Source organism: Stenotrophomonas panacihumi (assembly GCF_001431645.1).
GTDB classification, from domain to species: Bacteria; Pseudomonadota; Gammaproteobacteria; order Xanthomonadales; family Xanthomonadaceae; genus Stenotrophomonas_A; species Stenotrophomonas_A panacihumi.
Map to the genome: position 1 here is coordinate 17,756 of NZ_LLXU01000085.1, position 20,776 is coordinate 38,531.

At 69.6% G+C, this 20,776-nt stretch carries 21 protein-coding genes and 1 pseudogene; 9 read left to right on the top strand and 13 right to left on the bottom strand.

Annotated elements, in window-relative coordinates; genetic code table 11:
- Positions 1-8: 8 nt before the first annotated feature.
- The 8 genes from ARC20_RS10815 to ARC20_RS10850 all read right to left on the bottom strand — a co-directional run bounded on the left by ARC20_RS10815 (position 9) and on the right by ARC20_RS10850 (position 6,862).
- Positions 9-593 carry an anthranilate synthase component II gene (locus ARC20_RS10815; RefSeq protein ID WP_057646958.1) on the bottom strand — a complete coding sequence of 195 codons (585 nt, stop codon included), beginning with the start codon at positions 591-593 and terminating at the stop codon, positions 9-11.
- Positions 594-603: 10 nt separating this feature from the next.
- Entirely contained in the window at positions 604-1,383 is a 780-nt protein-coding gene (locus tag ARC20_RS10820) for an SIMPL domain-containing protein (RefSeq protein WP_057646960.1), read from the bottom strand.
- A 24-nt stretch (positions 1,384-1,407) separates the two neighbouring features.
- Complete coding sequence (locus ARC20_RS10825) at positions 1,408-2,451, bottom strand: threonine aldolase family protein (RefSeq protein WP_057646961.1); 1,044 nt, start codon at positions 2,449-2,451, stop codon at positions 1,408-1,410.
- Positions 2,451-3,926 (bottom strand): anthranilate synthase component I, encoded by a 1,476-nt coding sequence (trpE, locus tag ARC20_RS10830; RefSeq protein ID WP_057646964.1) that lies wholly within the window; start codon positions 3,924-3,926, stop codon positions 2,451-2,453. Before trpE ends, ARC20_RS10825 begins: the two co-directional genes overlap by 1 nt.
- 168 nt (positions 3,927-4,094) lie before the next feature.
- On the bottom strand, positions 4,095-5,024 hold the full coding sequence (yegS, locus tag ARC20_RS10835; protein WP_057646965.1) for a lipid kinase YegS: 930 nt from the start codon (positions 5,022-5,024) through the stop codon (positions 4,095-4,097).
- Positions 5,025-5,353: 329 nt separating this feature from the next.
- Positions 5,354-5,845, bottom strand: a complete 492-nt coding sequence (locus ARC20_RS10840; protein ID WP_057646967.1) for a GNAT family N-acetyltransferase — start codon at positions 5,843-5,845, stop codon at positions 5,354-5,356.
- Positions 5,842-6,513 (bottom strand): ribulose-phosphate 3-epimerase, encoded by a 672-nt coding sequence (gene rpe / locus ARC20_RS10845; RefSeq protein WP_057646969.1) that lies wholly within the window; start codon positions 6,511-6,513, stop codon positions 5,842-5,844. Before rpe ends, ARC20_RS10840 begins: the two co-directional genes overlap by 4 nt.
- A gap of 19 nt (positions 6,514-6,532) precedes the next feature.
- On the bottom strand, positions 6,533-6,862 hold the full coding sequence (locus ARC20_RS10850) for a J domain-containing protein (protein ID WP_057646971.1): 330 nt from the start codon (positions 6,860-6,862) through the stop codon (positions 6,533-6,535).
- A 222-nt stretch (positions 6,863-7,084) separates the two neighbouring features.
- Here ARC20_RS10850 and ARC20_RS10855 point away from each other — a divergent pair, with 222 nt between their 5' ends.
- Together ARC20_RS10855 and ARC20_RS10860 are read left to right on the top strand one after the other, a co-directional pair.
- A complete protein-coding gene (locus tag ARC20_RS10855; RefSeq protein WP_057646972.1) occupies positions 7,085-8,011 on the top strand; it encodes a phosphoribosylaminoimidazolesuccinocarboxamide synthase in 927 nt (308 codons plus the stop codon).
- A 96-nt stretch (positions 8,012-8,107) separates the two neighbouring features.
- On the top strand, positions 8,108-8,587 hold the full coding sequence (locus ARC20_RS10860) for an Mpo1 family 2-hydroxy fatty acid dioxygenase (RefSeq protein ID WP_057646974.1): 480 nt from the start codon (positions 8,108-8,110) through the stop codon (positions 8,585-8,587).
- A 7-nt stretch (positions 8,588-8,594) separates the two neighbouring features.
- Here ARC20_RS10860 and ARC20_RS10865 read toward each other — a convergent pair whose 3' ends face one another.
- The gene (locus ARC20_RS10865; RefSeq protein ID WP_057646976.1) at positions 8,595-9,488 is read right to left on the bottom strand and encodes an SDR family oxidoreductase; all 894 of its coding nucleotides are present in this window, start codon (positions 9,486-9,488) and stop codon (positions 8,595-8,597) included.
- Positions 9,489-9,563: 75 nt separating this feature from the next.
- Here ARC20_RS10865 and ARC20_RS10870 point away from each other — a divergent pair, with 75 nt between their 5' ends.
- The 7 genes and pseudogenes from ARC20_RS10870 to ARC20_RS10900 all read left to right on the top strand — a co-directional run.
- The gene (locus ARC20_RS10870; RefSeq protein ID WP_081418150.1) at positions 9,564-10,487 is read left to right on the top strand and encodes a universal stress protein; all 924 of its coding nucleotides are present in this window, start codon (positions 9,564-9,566) and stop codon (positions 10,485-10,487) included.
- A gap of 118 nt (positions 10,488-10,605) precedes the next feature.
- Positions 10,606-13,431 (top strand): monovalent cation/H+ antiporter subunit A, encoded by a 2,826-nt coding sequence (locus ARC20_RS10875; protein WP_181360113.1) that lies wholly within the window; start codon positions 10,606-10,608, stop codon positions 13,429-13,431.
- On the top strand, positions 13,431-13,811 hold the full coding sequence (locus tag ARC20_RS10880; protein WP_057646982.1) for a Na+/H+ antiporter subunit C: 381 nt from the start codon (positions 13,431-13,433) through the stop codon (positions 13,809-13,811). The genes ARC20_RS10875 and ARC20_RS10880 overlap by 1 nt, the downstream gene beginning before the upstream one ends.
- Complete coding sequence (locus ARC20_RS10885; protein ID WP_057646983.1) at positions 13,808-15,352, top strand: monovalent cation/H+ antiporter subunit D; 1,545 nt, start codon at positions 13,808-13,810, stop codon at positions 15,350-15,352. The genes ARC20_RS10880 and ARC20_RS10885 overlap by 4 nt, the downstream gene beginning before the upstream one ends.
- Positions 15,352-15,861 carry a Na+/H+ antiporter subunit E gene (locus ARC20_RS10890; RefSeq protein ID WP_057647040.1) on the top strand — a complete coding sequence of 170 codons (510 nt, stop codon included), beginning with the start codon at positions 15,352-15,354 and terminating at the stop codon, positions 15,859-15,861. The genes ARC20_RS10885 and ARC20_RS10890 overlap by 1 nt, the downstream gene beginning before the upstream one ends.
- Entirely contained in the window at positions 15,858-16,142 is a 285-nt protein-coding gene (locus tag ARC20_RS10895) for a K+/H+ antiporter subunit F (protein WP_057646986.1), read from the top strand. Before ARC20_RS10890 ends, ARC20_RS10895 begins: the two co-directional genes overlap by 4 nt.
- Positions 16,139-16,462 (top strand): annotated as a pseudogene (locus tag ARC20_RS10900) (Na+/H+ antiporter subunit G); the annotation flags it as partial. The gene ARC20_RS10895 and the pseudogene ARC20_RS10900, both read left to right, overlap by 4 nt.
- 15 nt (positions 16,463-16,477) lie before the next feature.
- Here ARC20_RS10900 and ARC20_RS10905 read toward each other — a convergent pair.
- The 4 genes from ARC20_RS10905 to hppD all read right to left on the bottom strand — a co-directional run bounded on the left by ARC20_RS10905 (position 16,478) and on the right by hppD (position 20,697).
- Positions 16,478-17,440, bottom strand: a complete 963-nt coding sequence (locus ARC20_RS10905) for a calcium/sodium antiporter (RefSeq protein WP_057646990.1) — start codon at positions 17,438-17,440, stop codon at positions 16,478-16,480.
- A gap of 69 nt (positions 17,441-17,509) precedes the next feature.
- A complete protein-coding gene (locus tag ARC20_RS10910) occupies positions 17,510-18,169 on the bottom strand; it encodes a hypothetical protein (RefSeq protein WP_057646993.1) in 660 nt (219 codons plus the stop codon).
- A 117-nt stretch (positions 18,170-18,286) separates the two neighbouring features.
- Positions 18,287-19,591 (bottom strand): homogentisate 1,2-dioxygenase, encoded by a 1,305-nt coding sequence (gene hmgA, locus ARC20_RS10915; RefSeq protein WP_057646996.1) that lies wholly within the window; start codon positions 19,589-19,591, stop codon positions 18,287-18,289.
- A 35-nt stretch (positions 19,592-19,626) separates the two neighbouring features.
- Positions 19,627-20,697, bottom strand: coding sequence for a 4-hydroxyphenylpyruvate dioxygenase (gene hppD / locus ARC20_RS10920; protein WP_108143286.1), 1,071 nt, complete (start codon positions 20,695-20,697; stop codon positions 19,627-19,629).
- Positions 20,698-20,776 lie beyond the last annotated feature (79 nt).

Here is a 20,776-nt window from a genome sequence, read left to right on the forward strand (position 1 = left end):
GGGGATTGTCACAGCGGGCGCTCGAGGAAATTGCGCAGCAGCGCGTGGCCGTGCTCGGTGAGGATGGATTCGGGATGGAACTGCACGCCCTCCACCGGGTGGGTGCGATGGCGCAGGCCCATGATCTCTTCCATCGATCCGTCCGGGTTCTCGGTCCAGGCGGTGATCTCCAGCGCGTCGGGCAGCGTGCGCTTGTCCACCACCAACGAGTGGTAGCGCGTGGCCTCGTAACGATCCGGCAGGCCGGCGAACACGCCCTTGCCTTCATGGCGGATCGGCGAGGTCTTGCCATGCATGATGTTGCCGGCGCGGATCACGTCGCCGCCGTAGACCTGGCCGATGCCCTGGTGGCCCAGGCACACGCCGAGGATGGGCGTGGTGGGGCCGAGCTTCTCGATCAGCGCCAGCGAGATGCCGGCCTCGTTCGGCGTGCACGGGCCGGGCGAGACGACGATGCGCTCGGGCTTGAGCGCGGCGATCTGCTCGACGCTCATCGCATCGTTGCGCACCACCGTCACCTCGGCGCCCAGCGCCTGCAGGTACTGCACGAGGTTGTAGGTGAAGCTGTCGTAGTTGTCGAGCATCAGCAGCATGGCGGGAATCTCAGGGGGCGATCAGGAAGATCGCGTAGACGTATTCGGTGAGGGTGAGGCTGCCGGCCTCGAGGGATTCGGCCTGGACCTTGTCCGAGGCGCGTGGCTCGGGCACGTCGAAGGCGGGCGCTGGCGGCGCTGGCAGAACCGGGCCGCCGTGCCATCGGCCCTCTCCCCAGCTGCCCGCCTGAATGCCGTAAGCGAAATCGGGGGCCACTTCGGAGATCGTGTAAAGCCCGCCCAGCCGGACGCCGTAGGCATCGGCGAGCTTGCCGGCAGTTTCGCGCGTCTGGGCTACGGCCTCACGCTTCAGCTCGCCGCGCACGCGCGTTTCTTCGCTGTAGGAAGGCGTCACGCCGCTGACCTGCAGGTGGTCGCTGGTCTTCAGCCCGCCCAGCACCGCGCGCACCTGCTCCAGCCGAGAGAACGTGGCCGACAGCCGACGGCTGACCTGAGTGCCCTCGAATACCTGCCGTCCATCCACATACCGGCTGCTGGGTTCGATCGAGAGCGAAGATGCCTCGATGGAATCGGCCAACGCCTTGTTCGCCTTGAACAGTCCCAGCACGGTGGCCGCGTCTGCCTGGACGCGGCTACGGGCGAGTTCGGGCGAAGCGTCGGTCTGCTCCAGGCGGACACTCAGCATGAAGCGATCCGGCATCACTTCCCGCTCGCCTTTCCCGCGTACCAGCAGATGCGGCTGCGACGGCAAACTGTTGACCTGCGCAACGGCCACCCAGGGCGCGAGCATCAGGCAGGCGGACATGACAGCGGCAACGAGACGGCGCATGCGGACAATTCCTTGTGTCATGGGTCAGGTCAGTTGGGCGTAATCGCCACAGAGGGTATCCACCATCGCGGCGGTGGTCGCCCACGAGGTGACGAAACGGATCACCACCTCGCCGTCGGCGCGGGTTTCCCATCGCTCGAAATCGTAGCGGCGCGCCAGCGCATCGAGCTGCGCTGCAGTGACGACGATGAACTGCTGGTTGGTCGGCGACGCCACCACGAAGCGCGCACCGGCTGCTTCCAGCCCTTCGCGCAGCCGCCGCGCCATGCGGTTGGCATGCTCGGCCAGCGCGAAGAACAGCCCGTCCTCGAACAGGGTGGCGAACTGCACGCCCAGCACCATGCCCTTGGCCAGCAGCGCACCGCGCTGCTTGAGCAGGTAGCGGAAATCTTCCTGCAACGCGTGATTCACGATCACCAGCGCCTCGCCGAGCAATGCGCCGTTCTTGGTGCCGCCGATATAGAAGGCGTCGGTCAGCGCGGCGATGTCGGCCAGGGTGAGGTCGTTGCCTTCCGCGGTCAGCGCCGCGCCCAGGCGCGCGCCATCCAGGAACAGCAGCAGCCCGCGCGCGCGACACAGGCGCGAGATCGCCTCCAGTTCGGCGCGGCGATAGATCGTGCCCAGCTCGGTGGTATCGGAGACGTACACCAGCTTCGGCTGCACGAGGTGCTCGTTGTCGTGCACCGCCAGCAGCGCTTCGATGGCCTCCGGCGTCAGCTTGCCGTCGACGCCCGGCGCGGTGAGCACCTTGTGGCCGGTCAGCTCGATCGCACCGGTCTCGTGCACGGCGATATGCCCGCTCTCGGCGGCGATCACCGCCTGGTGCGGGCGCAGGAATGCGCCGATCGCGGTGAGGTTGGTCTGCGTGCCGCCGGCCAGCAGGTGCACCTGCGCCTGCGGTTGCGCGCAGGCCGCGCGGATGAGTTCCGCCGCCCGCTGGCTGTGGCGGTCCAGCCCATAGCCGGCGTTCTGCTCGCCACTGGCGCTGGCAAGCGCCTGCAGCAGGCGCGGGTGCGCGCCTTCGCTGTAATCGTTGCGGAAGCCGATCCGCGCCACTCGCGCGTCCATCACAGCCCCTTCGCCGCCTGGGCGACGGCGCGGAACAGCGCGCGGCCCTTGTTCATCGTTTCCTGCCATTCGGCGTCCGGGTCGGAGTCGTAGACCACGCCGCCGCCGGCCTGCACGTACAGATGGCCGTCCTGGATCACCGCGGTGCGGATCGCGATGGCGGTATCGGCATCGCCATGCCAGCCGATGTAGCCCACCGCGCCGGAGTACACGTTGCGCCGCACCGGCTCCAACTCGCGGATGATCTCCAGCGCGCGGATCTTCGGCGCGCCGCTGACGGTGCCGGCCGGGAACGTCGCGCGCAGCACGTCGCTGTAGCTCAGCCCGGCCTTCAGCTTGCCGGTCACCTCGCTGACGATGTGCATGACGTGGCTGTAGCGCTCGATCACGAACTGCTCGCCCACTTCCACCGTGCCGGGCTCGGCCACGCGGCCGACGTCGTTGCGGCCGAGGTCGATCAGCATGACGTGCTCGGCGCGCTCCTTCGGGTCGGCCAGCAGCTCGGCTTCCAGCGCGGCGTCCTGCTCGGGCGTGGCGCCACGCGGGCGGGTGCCGGCGATGGGCCGCACGGTGACCACGCCATCGCGCAGGCGGGCGAGGATTTCCGGCGAGGAGCCCACCACCTGGGTGCCGCCCACGTCGATGTAATACATGTACGGCGAGGGGTTCAGCGCACGCAGCGCGCGATACACGTCGATCGGCCGCGCGCGGAACGGCACGCGCAGGCGCTGGCTCGGCACGACCTGGAAGATGTCGCCGGCGCGCACGTATTCCTGCGCCTTGCGCACCACCTCGTGGTACTCCTCGCGGGTGAACGACGAGCGGAAATCCTGCTCGTCGATGGCATCGGAGACCTGCGCCTGCGGGTAGCCGGCGCCGGCCTGGCGCAGCCGGTGCGCCAGCTCGTCGAGCCGGCGGTTGGCGCGCGCGAAGGCCTGCGGCTGGCGCGGGTCGGCATGCACGATCAGGTACAGGCGGCCCTTGAGGTTGTCGAACACCGCCAGCTCTTCGGACAGCATCAGCAGGATGTCCGGCGTGCCGAGCTCGTCGGGCTTGTCGCCGGCAGCCAGGCGCGGCTCGATGTACTGGATGCACTCGAAGCCGAACCAGCCCACCAGGCCACCGGTGAACCCGGGCAGGCCCGCGAACTGCGGGACCGAATGCTCGGCGCGCAGCGCCTCGACCTCGGCCAGCGGGTCGGTGACCTCGCGCGTCTCCACCACTTCGCCCAGCTCGCTCACTTCCAGCGTGTGGCCGCGGAAGCTGTATATCCGCCGCGCGGGCAGGCCGATGATCGAATAGCGACCGAAGCGTTCGCCGCCCTCGACCGATTCGAACAGATAGGTATGCGGGCCGTCGGCGAGTTTCAGGTAGACCGAAAGCGGCGTGTCCAGGTCGGACAGCACTTCACGGACGACAGGGATGCGGGTGTGGCCTTCAGCGGCCTGCTGCTGGAACTGCTCGGCAGTGATCAAGACGACTTTCCTTCCGGGAGGCTGCGGTGCGGGGAGGGACGACGGCAACGGGCCACCATCGCCACCAGCGGCGAGCGGAAGAGAAGGAACGCGGGGTCGTCAGAGTGGACACCGCCCCACTTTAACCCAAACCCGTGGGCGGTGTGGGCGTGGTATCGGACGAAACCGTCAGCTTGCGACCAGCGGGCACTCGACGGGCAGGTGCATGCGCAGCCGGTGGCGCATGCATTCGATGCGGAAATGGCGGGCGGTGACGGGTTCGCCGTCGAGGTTGAGCACCAGCGGCGCGGGCGCGTCGATTTCCAGCCACGATAGCTGACGGCGCTCGGCCACCCGCTCCAATGCGGCGCGCTTGCCGCCGCGTACCAGCGTGCCCAGCGTGGCGGCGACATCGCCGGCGAGGTCGGGGATCACCGTGACTTCTAGCAGGCCGTCGTCGACGAGCGCGTCCGGGCACAGCGCCTGGCCACCGCCGGCCTGGCGGCCGTTGCCCACGCCGAGCGCGATGAAGCCGCCTTCCCACGCGAAATCCGGCCCGCGCAGGCGCGCCTGCACCGGCTCGATGCGGCCGAGCCGCGACAGGCCGGTGACCAGGTACGCCAAGCCACCCAGCAAGTCCTTCAATCCCTCGTCGGTCTCCACGGTCACCTGGGTGCCGAATCCGCCGCTGGCGAGGTTGGCGCACCAATGGACCTGGCCGTTGGCCTCCAGCCGCAACAGGTCCAGCGGCTGCGCGGGACGCTCCTCAATCAGCCGCAGCGCCGCGTCGGGCTCGGCGGGAATGTTGGCGGCACCGGCGAAATCGTTGGCCGTGCCCAGCGGCAGCAGGCCGAGCGAAGGCAGCACGTCGGCGGACTCATCGCGATGCGCCAGCGTGGTCGCCACCTCGCTCAGCGTGCCGTCGCCGCCGCCGGCGATCACCGTGTCCACGCCATCGCCGATGGCCTCGGCGACATAGCGCTCGGCATCGCCCCCTTCCCAGGTCACGCGCACGTCCAGGTGGATGCCGCGCCCGCGCGCGTCATGCACCGCCTCGCGCACTGCGTCGTCGCCGGCGGCCTTGCCGTTGAGGATGAGTCGCCAGCGCGGGGGCTGCATGCGTGAATCCAGGGAGGAGAGAGGTGCTCGAACGCTAGCAAGCCGGCGATGCCAGCTTCGTGAACGCATTCAAACGTTTCGTGTGCGACGCGTGCGCCATGTCATGGCGATGTCATCGATGCGACCTAACGTGGAGGGCCATAGCAGGGACGACGGGCGGAGGCAGGATAAGCCTCCAATCTTCCGGGTCCGCCCGCACGGGCGGATCCCATTCGTTCAAGGCGCCGCATCCTCTCTCCTGCGGCGCACTGGCAAGTGGCGCGCGTTCGCGTCGATCGGGCTGACGGTCCCTCCCCCGGCAGGCACCCGATCGACGCGACGAACGCTGCTCAGCGAACGCCGGCGGCGAACTCGCGCAGCGCCTGGCCTTCCATCCGGTACACCGTCCACTCGTCCATCGGCCGTGCGCCCGCCGCGCGGTAGAAGTCGATGGCCGGCTGGTTCCAGTCCAGCACCGACCATTCGAAACGCCCGCAGCCACGTTCCACCGCCAGTTGGGCCAGGTGGCGCAGCAGCGCCAGGCCCGCGCCGTTTCCGCGATGTTCCGGGCGCACGAACAGGTCTTCCAGGTAGATGCCGTTGCGGCCCAGCCAGGTCGAGTAATTGAAGAAGTACACGGCAAACCCGACCGCCACGCCGTCCTGCTCGCACACCAGCGCATGCGCGGTGGCGCCCTCGCCGAACAGGCTGGCGCGCAGGTCCTCGACGGTGGCCTTCACCGCGTCGGGTTCGCGCTCGTACACCGCCAGCGCGGTGACCAGCTCGTGCAGCAGCGCCGCGTCTTCCGGGGCGGCGGCACGGATGCGCGGCGCGGGGCTCATCGGGCGGCCGCCACGGCCACGCGCATCTTGCGGATGACGTCGGCGTAGTCGGGCGCGTTGAAGATCGCCGAGCCGGCCACGAAGGTATCCGCGCCGGCGGCGGCAATCTCGCCGATGTTGTCGGCCTTCACCCCGCCGTCGATCTCCAGGCGGATCGACTTGCCGGTGGCGTCGATCTTGCGGCGCACCGCGCGCAGCTTGTCCAGCGCGGAGGGAATGAAGGCCTGCCCGCCGAAACCCGGGTTCACCGACATCAGCAGCACCATGTCCAGGTCTTCCAGCACCCAGTCCAGGAAGTCCACCGGCGTGGCCGGGTTGAGCACCAGGCCCGCCTTGCAGCCATGCGACTTGATCAGCTGGATGGTGCGGTGGACGTGGCGGCTGGCCTCCGGGTGGAAGCTGATGTACGTCGCGCCGGCCTCGGCGAAATCCGGGATCAGGCGGTCCACCGGCTCCACCATCAGGTGCACGTCGATCGGCGCGGTGACGCCGTGCTTGCGCAGCGCCTGGCACACCATCGGGCCGATGGTCAGGTTCGGCACGTAGTGGTTGTCCATCACGTCGAAGTGCACCCAGTCGGCGCCGGCGGCGATGACGTTGTCCACCTCCTCGCCAAGCCGGGCGAAGTCGGCCGAAAGGATGGACGGGGCGATGATGCAGGTGGACATGGCGGTCTCCAGGAGGGGATCAGCGCCGGCGGCGGCGCTGGATGCGGTCGTAGGCGGCGTTGATCTGGCTGGCGCGACGCTCGGCCTGGCGGCGCGCCTCGGGGGCGGCGCGGGCCACCTTGTCGGGGTGGAACTGCGACATCAGCCGGCGGTAGGCCAGGTCGATCTCCGCGGCGGTGGCGTCGGAGGTCAGCCCAAGCTCGCGGTACGGGTCGTCGCGCTCGCCACTGAACCAGCCGCGGTCGAAGGCATGGCCGATCAGCAGGCCGATCACCGCGCCCAGCAGCGGGCTGGGCCGGCACAGCAGGGCGCCGATGAGGAAACCCAGCAATTTTCCGTACCTGGGCATGCGTCGACAGTGTCGCGGGACAGGGCCGGCCATTCTACGCCAGCGGCGGGTCGGGACCGGCCCGACCGGCCGCGTCGGGGTCCGCCCCGGCGGCATGCGCGGCGCAGGGCCGGCAGGCCCCCATCCGGCCCCGAAGCGCCGTACACTACGCGGCCCGCTGTCGCCGCCGCGGGCCCGACGGGTCCCGGGGACAGCGCCAATGCGAAGTCCTTAGGAGTGCCTGTGTCGACCACGCTGTTGCAATCCGATCTCCCCGGCCTGCCCTTGCGTCACCGCGGCAAGGTTCGCGATGTGTTCGATATCCCCCGCGAGCGCCTGCCCGCCGACGCCCCGCCGGGCGACTACCTGTTGATGGTCGCCACCGACCGCCTCTCCGCGTTCGACGTGGTGCTGCCCGACCCGATCCCGGGCAAGGGCGAGATGCTCTGCCAGGTCTCCAACTTCTGGTTCAAGAAGACCGAACACCTGATGCCGAACCACCTCACCGGCATCGACGTGGCCAGCGTGCTGCCCGACGGCGTGGACAAGGCGCTGTACGCCAAGCGCGCGGTGGTGACGCGCAAGCTCAAGCCGGTGCCGGTGGAGGCGATCGCCCGCGGTTATCTCATCGGCAGCGGCTGGAAGGATTACCAGCGCACCGGCAAGGTGAGCGGCATCGAACTGCCGGACGGCCTGCGCCAGGCGCAGAAGCTGCCCGAGCCGATCTTCACCCCCTCGACCAAGGCCGCCGTCGGCGACCACGACGAGAACATCGACTTCGACGCGATGGTGAAGACCGTCGGCGCCGAACTGGCCGAGCGCGTGCGCGACGCGACGCTGCGCATCTACCGCTTCGCGGCCGACTTCGCCGCCGAGCGCGGCATCCTGCTGGCGGACACCAAGTTCGAGTTCGGCACCGACGCCGATGGCCGCCTGTACATCATGGACGAGATGCTGACCCCGGATTCCTCGCGCTACTGGCCGGCCGACCAGTACGAAGTGGGCACCAGCCCGCCGAGCTATGACAAGCAGTTCGTGCGCGACTACCTGGAAACGCTGGACTGGAACAAGACCGCGCCGGGCCCGGCGCTGCCGGCCGAGGTGATCTCGCGCACGCGGGCGAAATACGCCGAGGCGCTGGAGAAGCTGGCCGGGATCTCGGTCGATTGAACGAAGGGGCGCGCAGGCGCCCCTTCTTCTTTGCGGAGGCGGTCCGCGCAGCGCTGTCGCGCCAGCGGTATCCTTGGCCCATTCCTGGGAGGGAACATGGACATCTCCGCCGCGCGCCCGATCGACCGCTTCTTCGCCAGCTATTCCGGCGACCATCGCAACGAACTGAACCAGCGCATCCACGTGGTCGCCGTGCCGGCCATCCTGTGGTCGGTGGTGGCGCTGCTGTGGTGCATCCCGGTCGGCGGCACGCTGCTGCGCAGCGGCATCTGGGCGGCGCTGGCGATGTTCGGCGCGTGGATGTTCTACAACCGGCTGTCGCGGCGCATGGGCCTGGGCATGCTGGCGGTGTTCTTCTTCTGCGGCTGCCTGTGCCGCCTGCTGGAAATGCGCATCGGCCTGGACAACCTGCTGTGGCTGGCCATCGGCGTGTTCGTGGTGGCGTGGATCGCGCAGTTCATCGGCCACAAGTTCGAAGGCCGCAAGCCCAGCTTCCTCACCGACCTGGTGTACCTGCTGATCGGCCCGGCCTGGGTGCTCGCCAAGCTCTACCGCCGCATGGGCTGGCGCTACTGAGCCACGCTCAGGCGCCGACCTCCGCCGCGCCCGGCGCGAAACCGCGCGGCGCGTAACCGAAATCGCGCCGTGCCGGCGCCAGGTCGAACACCAGGTCGGCGCGCATGCGCCGCAGCGCTTCGGCGTTGAGGCCGCGCAGCCGGCCGGCGGCATGCGCGATGCGCAACATCCCGGTGAACAGCGGCGTGGGTACGCGATGCAGCGTGGCCGGCGGGGCCAGCGCCTGCAGCACGCGCGCCACCATCTGGTCATAGGACAGCACTTCGCCGCCGCCCACCGCGTACGCGTGCTGGTAAGTGGCCGGCGAAGTCCACGCGGCCAGCGCGGCATCGGCCAGGTCGTCCACGTGCACCGGCTGGCGCAGGCCGGCGGCGCTGCGCGGCAGCACGAAGCGGCCATGGCGCCGCGCCATCGCGGCGATGACACTGAGCGTGGCGTCGCGCCCGGCGCCGTAGACCAGGGTCGGGCGCAGCACGGTGGCGGCGGTGCCGCGCGCGGCGGCCGCGGCGAACAGCGTCGCTTCGGCCTCGGCCAGGCGACGTGCGACATCGCGCTCGCCCGCGTCGGCCGAATCGGCCTTCACTTCCACGCTGGTGGAGCCGAACGCGACGACGCGCGCCGGCGCACCCGACTGCCCGGCGAACCAGCGCGCGAAGTGGTCGAGCGGGCCGCAGCTGAATACCGCTTCGACCCCGGCCGGCAGCGTGCCCGCTTCGGACAGGCCGCCGGCGCGCCAGGTCAGGCCGGGCCGCGGGGCTTGCGGCTGGCGCGACCATGCGGTGACTTCCACGCCACGCGCCAGCAGGCGGTCCAGCACGCGCTCGCCGATCTGCCCGCTGCCGCCGAACACCCAGGCATGGCGTGGCGAAGAAGGCGTGGGAAGCGGGGCATCGTTCGACATGCGGGCCATGATACCGGCGCCTCACGCGCGGCAGCGTAGACTCGGGCGCGCGCCCTCCCCGCCTGGAGAGATGTGATGTCCGACGTTCCCGTCGTACCCCCGTCCTCGGTGCTGCTGGCCACCGACCTGAGCGCCCGGGGCGATCGCGCCTTCGATCGCGCCGTGCAGCTCGCGCGGCAATGGGACGCCCGCCTGGTGGTCGTCACCGTGCTGCCTTCCACGCAGGAACTCGATTTCCACGACCCCATCCTCGGCTCGCCGCCGTGGCAGCGGCCGGCGGTGCTCGCGCCCCTCGTCGAGCGGCGCCTGCGCCGCGACCTGGCGGTGGACGACCTCGATTTCGAGGTGCAGGTGGAAAGCGGCGCGGTCGGGCCGGCGCTGCAGCGCGTGGCGCAATCGCATGCCTGCGGGTTGATCGTCGCCGGCGTCGCCCGCAATGCGTTGTTCACCCAGCCCAGCCTCGGTTCGTCGATCGGCTGGCTGTCGCGCCATGCCACGCTGCCGCTGCTGGTGGTGCACCGGCGCGTGCATGGGCCGTATCGCAGCCTGGCCTGGGCGAGCGACCTCTCGCCCACCTCCACGCGCGCCCTGCACGAGGCACTGGCGCTGTTCGGCGACCCGGTCACGCTGGCCGCGCTGCACGCCTTCCACGTCCCGCGGCTGGGCCAGCGCGACACGCACGCCGCCACCGCGATAGCGCAGGCGCGCACGCGTGCGCAGGACGCGCTGCATGCCAACCTCGACGCGCTCGGCCTGCCCACCGCCCTGCGCGGCCGGCTGGAATCGGTGGTGAGCGATGCCGAACCCTCGCGCCTCGTGCGCGATTACGTGCGTGATCACGACACCGACCTGGTCGTGGTCGGCGGCCACGGGCGCAGTGCGCTCACCGGCCTGCTGCTGGGCGATGTCGCCGGCCGCATCCTGGGTACCGTGCAGACCGACACGCTGTTCGTGCGCGACCGCGGCGAGGTGGCCGCCACGATGCGCGTGGCGTCCTGAGCGGCGCGCCGGCCAAACCGAACGCGCCATTCATTTCCCTGCCCGGCCGCGCGCGTTGCGCTGTTAGACTCGGGGCACTGCTCGCGAATCGCCGCTTACAAGGCCCGATCCCTGCATGATCCCGTTCCTCGAAATCCTGCTGGCGCTGCCGTTCCTGGCCGCCGCGGCGGTCGCCGCGCTGCGCGGAAGGTCGCGTCCCGCGCTGGCCTGGCTGGCCGGGGCCGCGCCGTTGCTGGGGCTGTTGCTGCTCATATGGCTGGCGCCGGCGGTGTTCGGCGGCCATGTGGTGCGCGGCGAACACGCATGGCTGCCGCAGGTCGGACTGAGCTTCGCGTTGCGCCTGGACGGCCTGGCCTGGATGTTCGCCGTGCTGGTGCTGGCGATCGGCGCGCTGGTGGTGATGTACGCGCGCTACTACCTCTCGCGCGAGGACAGCGCGGCGCGCTTCTATGCCTTCCTGCTGTTGTTCATGGGCGCGATGCTCGGGCTGGTGCTGGCCGGCAACCTGCTGCTGTTGCTGGTGTTCTGGGAACTGACCAGCCTCAGCTCGTTCCTGCTGATCGGCTTCTGGACGCACCGTTCGGACGCGCGCGAAGGCGCGCGCATGGCGCTGGTCATTACCGGCGGCGGCGGGCTGGCGCTGCTCGGCGGCGTGCTGCTGATCGGCCGCATCGTCGGCAGCTACGACCTGGACGTGGTGCTCGCCTCCGGCCAGGCACTGCGTGCCAGCCCGCTGTATCCGGCGGCCCTGTTCCTGGTGCTGGGCGGCATCTTCACCAAGAGCGCGCAGTTCCCGTTCCAGTTCTGGCTGCCGCATGCGATGGCCGCGCCCACGCCGGTGTCGGCCTACCTGCATTCGGCGACGATGGTGAAGGCCGGCGTGTTCCTGCTGGCGCGGCTGCATCCGGCGCTCGCCGGCAGCGACCTGTTCTTCTACACGGTGAGCGGCGTCGGCGCGATCACCCTGGTGCTGGGCGCCTGGCACGCCATCTTCCAGCACGACCTCAAGGGCCTGCTCGCCTACTCGACGATCTCCCACCTCGGGCTGATCACGATGCTGTTCGGCCTGTCCACGCCGATGGCGGTGGTGGCCGGCGTGTTCCATATCCTCAACCACGCGGTGTTCAAGGCCTCGCTGTTCATGGCTGCGGGCATCATCGACCACGAGACCGGCACGCGCGACATGCGCCGGCTCGGCAACCTGCGCCGCTACCTGCCCGTGACCAGCGCGCTGGCGATCGTCGCCTCGCTGGCGATGGCCGGCATCCCGCTGCTCAACGGCTTCCTGTCCAAGGAGATGTTCTTCGCCGTGGCGCTGGAAACCGAAGCGCCGGCACCGATGCGGGTGTTCACCTCGGTGGCCGCGCTGCTGGCCAGCGTGCTGGGCGTGGCCTACAGCCTGCGCTTCGTGCACGACACCTTCTTCGGCCAGGGCCCGCGCCAGCTCGACCACCTGCCGCACGAACCGCCGCGCTGGATGCGCATCCCGGTCGGCATCCTGGTGGCGATCTGCGTGGCGGTGGGCATGGTGCCCGGGCTGACCGTGGCGCCGGTGCTGCGCGTGGCCGCCGGGGCGATCCTCGGCCCGCAACTGCCCGACTACAGCCTGGCGGTATGGCATGGCCTGAACTGGCCGTTGGCGATGAGCTTCGCCGGCGTGGTCGGCGGCGTGGCGCTGTATTTCGGCCTGCGCCGCATGCTGGACCTGTACGCGGTGTCCTCGCGTTCGCAGGGCAAGGCGCTGTTCCAGTGGCACCTGGATGCGCTGTCCGGGCTGGCGCTGCGCTTCACCTCGCTGATCGTCGATGGACGGATGCAACGCATGCTGCTCCTGCTGGTGCTGGCCGCACTGGCGGTCGGCCTGGCGCCCTTCATCGGTGAAGGCACGCTGCCGGCGTGGCAGGCGCCGCAGCCGATCCCGCTGCTGGGCTGGGCGCTGTGGCTGCTGCTGGTGGCCTGCACGCTCGGCGGCCTGTTCCTGCATCGCCAGCGCTTGCTGGCGGTGATGGTGATCGGCGGCAGCGGCCTGGCGGTGAGCCTGGTGTTCGTGTTCCTCTCCGCGCCGGACCTGGCGCTGACCCAGCTGCTGGTGGAGATGGTCACGCTCACCCTGATGCTGCTGGCGATGAACTACCTGCCCAGCGTCTCGCGGCCTGAGCGCGTGCGCTGGGTGCGCTGGCGCGACGCGGCCATCGCCATCGCCTGCGGCACGGGGCTGGCGGCGCTGTCCTACGCCCTGATGACCCGCCCCAGCCGCACCATGGCCGGCGAGATGCTGGCCCGCTCGCTGCCCGAGGCGTATGGCCACAACGTGGTCAACGTGATCCTGGTGGACTTCCGCGGCTTCGATACGTTCGGCGAGATCTGCGTGTTCGCCATTGCCGGCCTGGTCGTTCACGCGCTGCTGCGCCGCGCGCGCATGGCGCCGGAGAAAGTGATGCCCGGCCCGCCGATCAAGCTGCCGGTCCCGGCCGACCTTACCCAGCTGCTGTTCCCGCTCACGCTCACCGTCTCGGTGTTCCTGTTCCTGCGTGGCCACAACGCGCCCGGTGGCGGCTTCGTCGCCGGCCTGGTGCTGGCCGTGCCGCTGCTGATGCAGTACGTCATCCAGGGCACCGAATCGGTGGAATCGCGCTTCGGCTTCGACTATGTGCGCTGCATCGGCGCGGGCCTGGCCATCGCCCTGCTCAGCGGCGCGGCCTCGATGCTGTTCGGCGTGCCGTTCCTCACCAGCGGCCATGCCGAGCTCGACCTGCCGCTCATCGGCACGCTCGAACTGGCCAGCGCGATGGGCTTCGATACCGGCGTGTACCTGGTGGTGTTCGGCTCGGTGATGCTGATGCTCTCGATGATGGGCACGGTGAAGCCCTCGCTGACGCGCCGCTCGCTGCGCGGCGAGATCGACCCGGCGCGACGTTCGCCCCTGACCGGAGGCCGTGCCTGATGGAACTCGCGCTGGCCACCGCCATCGGCCTGCTCACTGCGTGCGGCATCTACCTGCTGCTGCGCGCGCGCAGCTTCGACGTGATCCTCGGGCTGACCTTCCTTTCCTATGCGACCAACCTGCTGATCTTCGCCGGCGGCCGCCTGCGCGAAGGGCAGGCACCAGTGCTTCGCGATGGCGTGGCGCCCACGCTGGCCCAGCACACCGACCCGCTGCCGCAGGCGCTGGTACTCACCGCCATCGTCATCGCCTTCGCGATGACCGCGGTGAGCCTGGTACTGGCCATGCGCAGCCGCGCCGACAACGGCAGCGACCACGTGGATGGCCACGAAGACGAGCCGCTTGCAGCGCAGGCGAATGGCGGGGAGGACGCGCGTTGAACCACCTGCCGATCCTGCCGGTGCTGATCCCGCTGTTGGGTGCCATCGTCTCGCTCTTCGTCGAACACCGCCGCTTCGGCGCGCGCACGCAACGCGGGGTGGCCTGGGCCAGCGTGGCGTTGCTGGCTGTCGCGGTGGTGGCGGTGTTCGAGGCGACCGCCAGCGGACGGATCCTCGTCTACCTGCTGGGCGACTGGCCTTCGCGGCTGGGCATCGCGCTGGTGGCCGACCGCCTCTCGGCCTGGATGCTGCTGACCACGCTGTGCCTGGCGGCAGCCTGCCTGCTGCACGCCAGCGCCGGTTGGGACCGCCGCGCGCCGCACTTCCATGCGCTGTTCCAGTTCCAGTTGATGGGCCTCAACGGCGCCTTCCTCACCGGCGACATCTTCAACCTGTTCGTGTTCTTCGAGGTGATGCTGATCGCCTCCTACGGCCTGCTGGTCAGCGGCGGGCGCGGCCTGCGCATGCGCGTGGGCCTGCACTACGTGGTGTTCAACGTCACCGCCTCCACGCTGTTCCTGATCGCGCTCGGCCTGCTCTACGCGCTGCTCGGTTCGCTCAACATGGCCGAGCTGTCGCAGCGCATCGCGCAGTTGCCGGCCGCCGAACTGCCGCTGGCCCGCGCCGCGCTCGGGTTGCTGCTGCTGGTGTTCTGCAGCAAGGCGGCGCTGCTGCCGCTGTACCTGTGGCTGCCGGAAGCGTATTCGCGCGCGCCAGCCGCCGTGGCCGCGCTGTTCGCGGTGATGACCAAGGTCGGCCTGTACGCGGTGCTGCGCGTGAGCCTGCTGTGGTTCGGGCCGGCGGCCGGGCCGCTGCAGGGCTTCGGGCACACCGCGTTGCTGTATGCCGGCATCGCCACGCTGGTGCTGGCGGCCTTCGGCGTGATGGCGGCGACGCGGCTGCGCGTGCTCGTCGCCTATCTGGTGGTGCTGTCGGCCGCCACGCTGTTCATCGCGTTCTCGCTGCAGGACACCGGGGCAATCGCCGCCGGCCTCTACTACCTGCCGCACAGCACGTTCGCCGCCGCCGCGCTGTTCCTCATCGCCGACCTGGTGCGCCGCCGCCGCGGCGATGCCAGCGACCGCAAGGCCATCGTCGCGCCGCTGCCGGGGCGCGCGGTGCCCGGCACGCTGTACTTCGTCGCCGCCATCGCGGTGGCGGGCCTGCCGCCGTTGTCCGGCTTCCTGGCCAAGGTCGCGCTGCTGGCGCATGTGCCCGATGCGCAGGTGGCGCCGGTATGGGCGGCGGTGATCGGCGGCAGCCTGCTGGTGGTGATCGGCCTGACCCGCGCCGGCATTCGCCTGTTCTGGCGCGTGCCCGAGGTCGAGCCCGGCGCCGCGCCCTTGCCCACGCCGCGGCGCGCACGCCTGCGCCCGGCCGAAACCGCCGCCACGCTCCTGCTGCTGGGCTACCTGCTGGCGATGACGGTGGCCGCCGGTCCGCTGATGCGGCACACCGATGCGATGGCGCAGCAGCTGCGGCAGGTGGATGATTACGTGCGGGTGCTGCGCGATACCTCTCCCGTGATGAGGCAGCCATGATGTCCTCCAACGCCCGCCCGCTGTGGCGCCGCCTGTATCCCTCGCTGCCGTTGAGCGCGACGATCTTCGCGTTCTGGCTGATGCTCACCGACAGCCTCGGCCTTGGCGCGGCCGTCATGGGATTGTTCATGGCCACGGTGGTGCCGCCGTTCGCCGCGCGCCTGGATCGCGAGTTCGCGCGCATCGGCTCGTTGCGGCCGATCCCGAAGATGCTGGTGGTCGCCGGCTGGGACATCGTGCGTTCCAACGTGCGCGTGGCCGGCCAGGTGCTGGGCCGCGAATCGGCGATCCACCCGGGCTTCATCTGGGTGCCGCTGGACATCGCCAACATCCATGGCATCGCCGCGCTGACCAGCATGATCACGCTGACGCCGGGCACCGTCTCGGCCGAACTCTCCGACGACCGCCGCCACCTGCTGGTGCACGTGCTGCACCTGGACGACCCGGACGCGCTGATCGCCGAGATCAAGCAGCGCTACGAAAAGCCGCTGATGGAGATCTTCCCGTGACCGGCCATATCTTCATCGAGACCACCATCGTGGTGTGCATGCACGTCGTGGGGCTGGCGATGATGATGGCGCTGTGGCGGCTGCTGCGCGGCCCCACGCTGCCGGACCGCATCCTGGCGCTGGACACGCTCTCGGTCACGGCGATCGCCGAGCTGATGCTGTTCGGCATGCACCTGGATTCACCGATCTACTTCGAGGCCGCGCTGGTGATCGCCATGCTCGGCTTCGGCAGCACGGTGGTGCTGAGCAAGTACGTGCTGCGCCGGGATATCGTCGAATGATCGCGCTGATCGAATACGTGCTGTCCGCGCTGCTGATCGTGGGCACGTTCTTCATCCTGATCGGCGCGCTCGGGCTGGTGAAGCTGTCGGACTTCTTCAAGCGCCTGCATGCGCCGACCAAGGCCAGCACGCTGGGCGTGGGCTGCGTGCTGCTGGCCTCGGTGGGCTACCACCTGCTGCTGGGCGAGGACCCGCAGCCGCGCGAACTGCTGATCACCGCGTTCCTGTTCATCACCGCGCCGATCAGCGCGTACATGATGGCCAAGACGGCGCTTTCGCTGATGCTGGGCGAGCGCCCGCGCGAGCCGTCCGCGCAGGACCACGACACACCTTCTTCAACCGACCAGCAATAGCTCCAGCACGACCCAGCCGCAGAACGCGCCGAACAGGATCGCGCCTTCGAGGCGGCTGATGCGCAGGTCACCGCGCAGCATCGGGTAGAGCACCAGCGCGAAGGCGATGGCGGCCGGCAGTTCCAGCCGCACGAACGAGGCCGGCAGCGCGAGCGGGCGCCACGCGGCCATGCCGCCGATGATCACCAGCAGGTTGAACAGGCTCGAGCCGATGACATGGCCGACGACCATGTCGCCCTGCCCCCGTCGTGCGGCGACGATGGCCGCGACCATTTCCGGCACCGCCGTGGCGATGGCCACCGGCAACAGGCCGACCAGCAGCGGCGACAACCCCAGCGCCATGCCGAGCTGCGGCGCCGGCTTCACCACCAGGCCCGCGCCGAAGTACAGCAGCAGCAAGGCGATCACCAACCGCAGCAGGTTGAGCTGCAACTCGGTGCGGGTCATCGCGAACGTTTCGACCGTCTCGCGCACGGCCGCGGTCTCGCGACGCCCACGCCCCGGCAGCAGCGCCAGCAATACGACGAATACCACGAGCAGCAGCACGCCCTCGAAACGGTCGATGGCGCCATCGAGCCCGAAGCCGATCACCGCCACCGTGGCGGCGATCAACAGGACGAGCAGCGGGCCCAGCAGGCGCATGCGTACCGCCAGCGGCGCGACCATCGCGGCCACGCCGAGCGTCAGGCCCAGGTTGGCGATGTTGCTGCCGACCGCGTTGCCCAGCGCGAGTTCTTCCATGCCCGCGGCAAACGCGCGAGCGTTGACCGCCAACTCCGGCAGCGAGGTGCCGAAGGCCACCAGCAGCAACCCGGCCAGGAACGGCGATGCGCCGAAGCGCTGCGCGAGCCCGGAGGCGGCCTTGACGATGGAGTCGCCCCCCAGGGCGAGCAGGACGACACCGAGCAGGAAACTCCCTGTCGCCGCGAGCGTGGCGCTTTGCATGGTGCCGGCCTCCCTGTGGTTGCGGCGATTCTCACCCCAAGGCCGGCGCCATGCCAGCGCCGGGTGGCCTCAGCCGCAGCCTTCGACGTAGTCGACCTGCGGCGCCAGCCCCACGCGCCAGCGCGTGACCTTGCCGCCCGCATCGGTCTCGAACACCAGCACGCCGGGCTGGCCGTCCTGCGTGACCCGCAAGACGTGGGCGCCTTCCTCGTACTTGTGCGGCTGCGTTTCGACATGGCCGGCGTACAGCGTGGTGATGTCGGTCTCCGGCATGCCGACACGGCCACCGCCCGGCGCCAGTTCCTTGGGATTGGTGCTGTCGTAGCGCACCAGCCTGGCGCCTTCCATCATGAAGCCGAAGCTGCGGTCTTCGACGGCCCACTTCGGGCGCAGGTAATAGCAGCCCTCCGCACCGTTGGCCGCATCGGGCGCGCCTTCGAGCTGGCCGCCCCATGACTGGCGAACCTGTTCGGGATCCATGCCGAAGCGGACATCGCCATAGCCGTCCCAGCGCGCGAGCACCTGGCCGCCCTGCTGCAGGCGCGGCGGCAGCGTGCCGGGCGGTGCGGTGGCCGGCGGCACGTCGCCGCTGGGCTGGTCGGCACCGGCCTGCGTGGCATCGGCCTGCGCGGCGGCTTGGTCCTGCGCGGGCGTGACCGTTTCGGGCGCGCGTTGGCAGGCCGCGAGCAGCGGAAGGCACAGCAGCAGTGTGGAAACAGGACGCTTCATCGGCTTCCCCGGCACGATTGACGCGCACAGGCTAACCTCCGATGGCGTGAACACCATGTAGGAGCGGCCTCGGCCGCGACCGGCGTGCCCGCATTCGCGGCGTCGTGCCGCGGCGAATCAGGGCGCGACGAAGTGCTTCTTCAGCCCCGTCCAGCACTGCTGGTAATCGCGCTGGCGGTGCGTTGCGTCCATCGCCTGCGCGGTCGGCCGCAGCACGCCGCGCGTTTCGAACATGAAAGCCATCGTGCCGGTGATCACATCGGGCCTGGACAGGTCCGCGGCAGAGGCCTTCTCGAACGTGGCCGCATCCGGCCCGTGCCCGCTCATGCAGTTGTGCAGCGACGCGCCGCCCGGCGCGAAGCCTTCGGCCTTGGCGTCGTACACGCCATGCACCAGCCCCATGAACTCGCTGGCCACGTTGCGATGGAACCACGGCGGACGGAACGTGTGCTGCGCCACCAGCCAGCGCGGCGGGAAGATCGCGAAATCCATGTTCGCCGTGCCCGGCACTTCGCTCGGCGCGGTGAGCACGGTGAAGATGCTCGGGTCCGGATGGTCGAAGCTGATCGAGCCGATCACGTTGAAGCGGCGCAGGTCGTAGCGGTACGGCGCGTAGTTGCCGTGCCAGGCCACCACGTCCAGCGGCGAGTGGCCGATGTCCGCGCGCCACAGCGCGCCTTCGAACTTGGCGATCAGCTCGAAATCACCGTCCACGTCCTCGAACGCGGCATGCGGCGTTTCGAAATCGCGCGGGTTGGCCAGGCCATTGGCGCCGATCGGGCCGAGGTCGGGCAGGCGCAGCAGGCCGCCGAAGTTCTCGCACACATAGCCGCGGGCCTCGCCCTCCGGCAGTTCGACGCGGAAGCGCACGCCGCGCGGAATCACCGCGACCTGCTGCGGCTCGATCTCCAGCACGCCCAGCTCGGTGAGCAGGCGCAGGCGGCCCAGCTGCGGGACGATCAGCAGCTCGCCATCGGCGTCGTAGAAATAGCGGCCGCGCATGTCGGCATTGGCGGCGTACAAGTGGATGCCGACGCCGGCATGCGCCGAGGCGCTGCTGTTGCCGCACATCGTGTACAGGCCATCGACGAAATCGGTCGGCGCGTCGGGCAGCGGCAGCGGGCTCCAGCGCAGCTGGTCCGGCGACACCGCGCCCTGCGCGAAGTCGTTGTGCAAACGCGGCTGCGCGTACGCGCTGAAGTGTCCATGCATCACCGCCGGGCGCAGCCGATACAGCCAGCTGCGACGGTTCTGCCCGCGCGGCGCGGTGAACGCCGTGCCGGAGAGCTGCTCGGCGTACAGCCCGTGCGCCACCCGCTGCGGCGAGTTCTGCCCAAGCGGCAGCGCGCCGGGCACGGCTTCGGTGGCGAATTCGTTGCCGAAGCCGCTCTGGTAACCGCGGGTCAGGTCGAGCGTGGTCATGGCGGCGTTCCTCGGCGGCGGGGCGTGGGCGGCGATTACAGCACGCCGCGCTTCATCTGGTCGCGTTCGATGGACTCGAACAGCGCCTGGAAATTGCCTTCGCCGAAGCCCTCGTTGCCCTTGCGCTGGATGATCTCGAAGAAGATCGGCCCGATGCAGTTCTCGGTGAAGATCTGCAGCAGCTTGCGCTGCTTGGTTTCCGGGTCGGCGTCGATGAGGATCTTGTTGCGGCGCAGGCGCGGCACGTCCTCGCCGTTGTCCGGGATGCGCAGGTCGACCACGTCGAAATAGGTATCGGGCGTATCCAGGAACGTCACGCCCTGGGCGCGCATCGCCTCGACCGTGTCGTAGATGTTGTCGGTGAAGCAGGCGATGTGCTGGATGCCCTCGCCCTTGTAGGCGTCGAGGTATTCGTTGATCTGGCTCTTCGGGTCGGAGGACTCGTTGAGCGGGATGCGCACGATGCCGTCCGGCGCGGTCATCGCCTTGGACACCAGGCCGGTCTTGGCGCCCTTGATGTCGAAATAGCGGATCTCGCGGAAGTTGAACAGCCGCTCGTAGTAATCCGACCACTGCTGCATGTTGCCGAAATACAGGTTGTGCGTGAGGTGGTCGATGAAGGTCAGGCCGAAGCCCTTGGGGTCCTGGTCCACGCCGGTGATCGGCTCGAAGTCGCCTTCGTAGATGCTGCCGGCATCACCGTAACGATCCACCAGGTACAGCATGCAGTCGCCGATGCCCTTGACCACCGGCGCGTCGACCGCGCGGCTGTCCGGCTTGTGGTCGATGGCCACGCCCCCGTTGGCGAGCACACCCTCGTACACTTCACCGGCCGGCTTGCGGAAGCGGATGGCAAAGCCGCAGGCGCAGGGGCCGTGCTGGGCGGCGAAGTCGGCGGCGAACGAATCCGGGTCCTCGTTGACCAGGAAGTTCACCCCGCCCTGGCGGTACAGCGTGATCGGCCGCGACTTGTGCTTCATCACCGCGGTGAAGCCCATCTTGCGGAAGTAGTCGTGCAGGTCCACGGGGCTGCCGGCCGGGGCGGCGAATTCGACGAACTCGAAACCGTCGATGCCCATGGGGTTCTCGAACGTGGTGACCTGCATGCCCAGGTTGGGCGCGGACGAGGAGTGGACTTGGGCGTTCATGGCGTACCTCCGGCTTGGACGACCCCGCCGCATCGGA

Coding starts and splice junctions, on each gene's coding strand:
- ARC20_RS10815 (WP_057646958.1), bottom strand. CDS start 593: ATGCTGCTGATGCTCGACAACTACGACAGCTTCACCTACAACCTCGTG.
- ARC20_RS10820 (WP_057646960.1), bottom strand. CDS start 1,383: ATGCGCCGTCTCGTTGCCGCTGTCATGTCCGCCTGCCTGATGCTCGCG.
- ARC20_RS10825 (WP_057646961.1), bottom strand. CDS start 2,451: ATGGACGCGCGAGTGGCGCGGATCGGCTTCCGCAACGATTACAGCGAA.
- yegS (WP_057646965.1), bottom strand. CDS start 5,024: ATGCAGCCCCCGCGCTGGCGACTCATCCTCAACGGCAAGGCCGCCGGC.
- ARC20_RS10840 (WP_057646967.1), bottom strand. CDS start 5,845: ATGAGCCCCGCGCCGCGCATCCGTGCCGCCGCCCCGGAAGACGCGGCG.
- rpe (WP_057646969.1), bottom strand. CDS start 6,513: ATGTCCACCTGCATCATCGCCCCGTCCATCCTTTCGGCCGACTTCGCC.
- ARC20_RS10850 (WP_057646971.1), bottom strand. CDS start 6,862: ATGCCCAGGTACGGAAAATTGCTGGGTTTCCTCATCGGCGCCCTGCTG.
- ARC20_RS10860 (WP_057646974.1), top strand. CDS start 8,108: ATGGACATCTCCGCCGCGCGCCCGATCGACCGCTTCTTCGCCAGCTAT.
- ARC20_RS10865 (WP_057646976.1), bottom strand. CDS start 9,488: ATGTCGAACGATGCCCCGCTTCCCACGCCTTCTTCGCCACGCCATGCC.
- ARC20_RS10870 (WP_081418150.1), top strand. CDS start 9,564: ATGTCCGACGTTCCCGTCGTACCCCCGTCCTCGGTGCTGCTGGCCACC.
- ARC20_RS10880 (WP_057646982.1), top strand. CDS start 13,431: ATGGAACTCGCGCTGGCCACCGCCATCGGCCTGCTCACTGCGTGCGGC.
- ARC20_RS10890 (WP_057647040.1), top strand. CDS start 15,352: ATGTCCTCCAACGCCCGCCCGCTGTGGCGCCGCCTGTATCCCTCGCTG.
- ARC20_RS10905 (WP_057646990.1), bottom strand. CDS start 17,440: ATGCAAAGCGCCACGCTCGCGGCGACAGGGAGTTTCCTGCTCGGTGTC.
- ARC20_RS10910 (WP_057646993.1), bottom strand. CDS start 18,169: ATGAAGCGTCCTGTTTCCACACTGCTGCTGTGCCTTCCGCTGCTCGCG.
- hmgA (WP_057646996.1), bottom strand. CDS start 19,591: ATGACCACGCTCGACCTGACCCGCGGTTACCAGAGCGGCTTCGGCAAC.
- hppD (WP_108143286.1), bottom strand. CDS start 20,697: ATGCAGGTCACCACGTTCGAGAACCCCATGGGCATCGACGGTTTCGAG.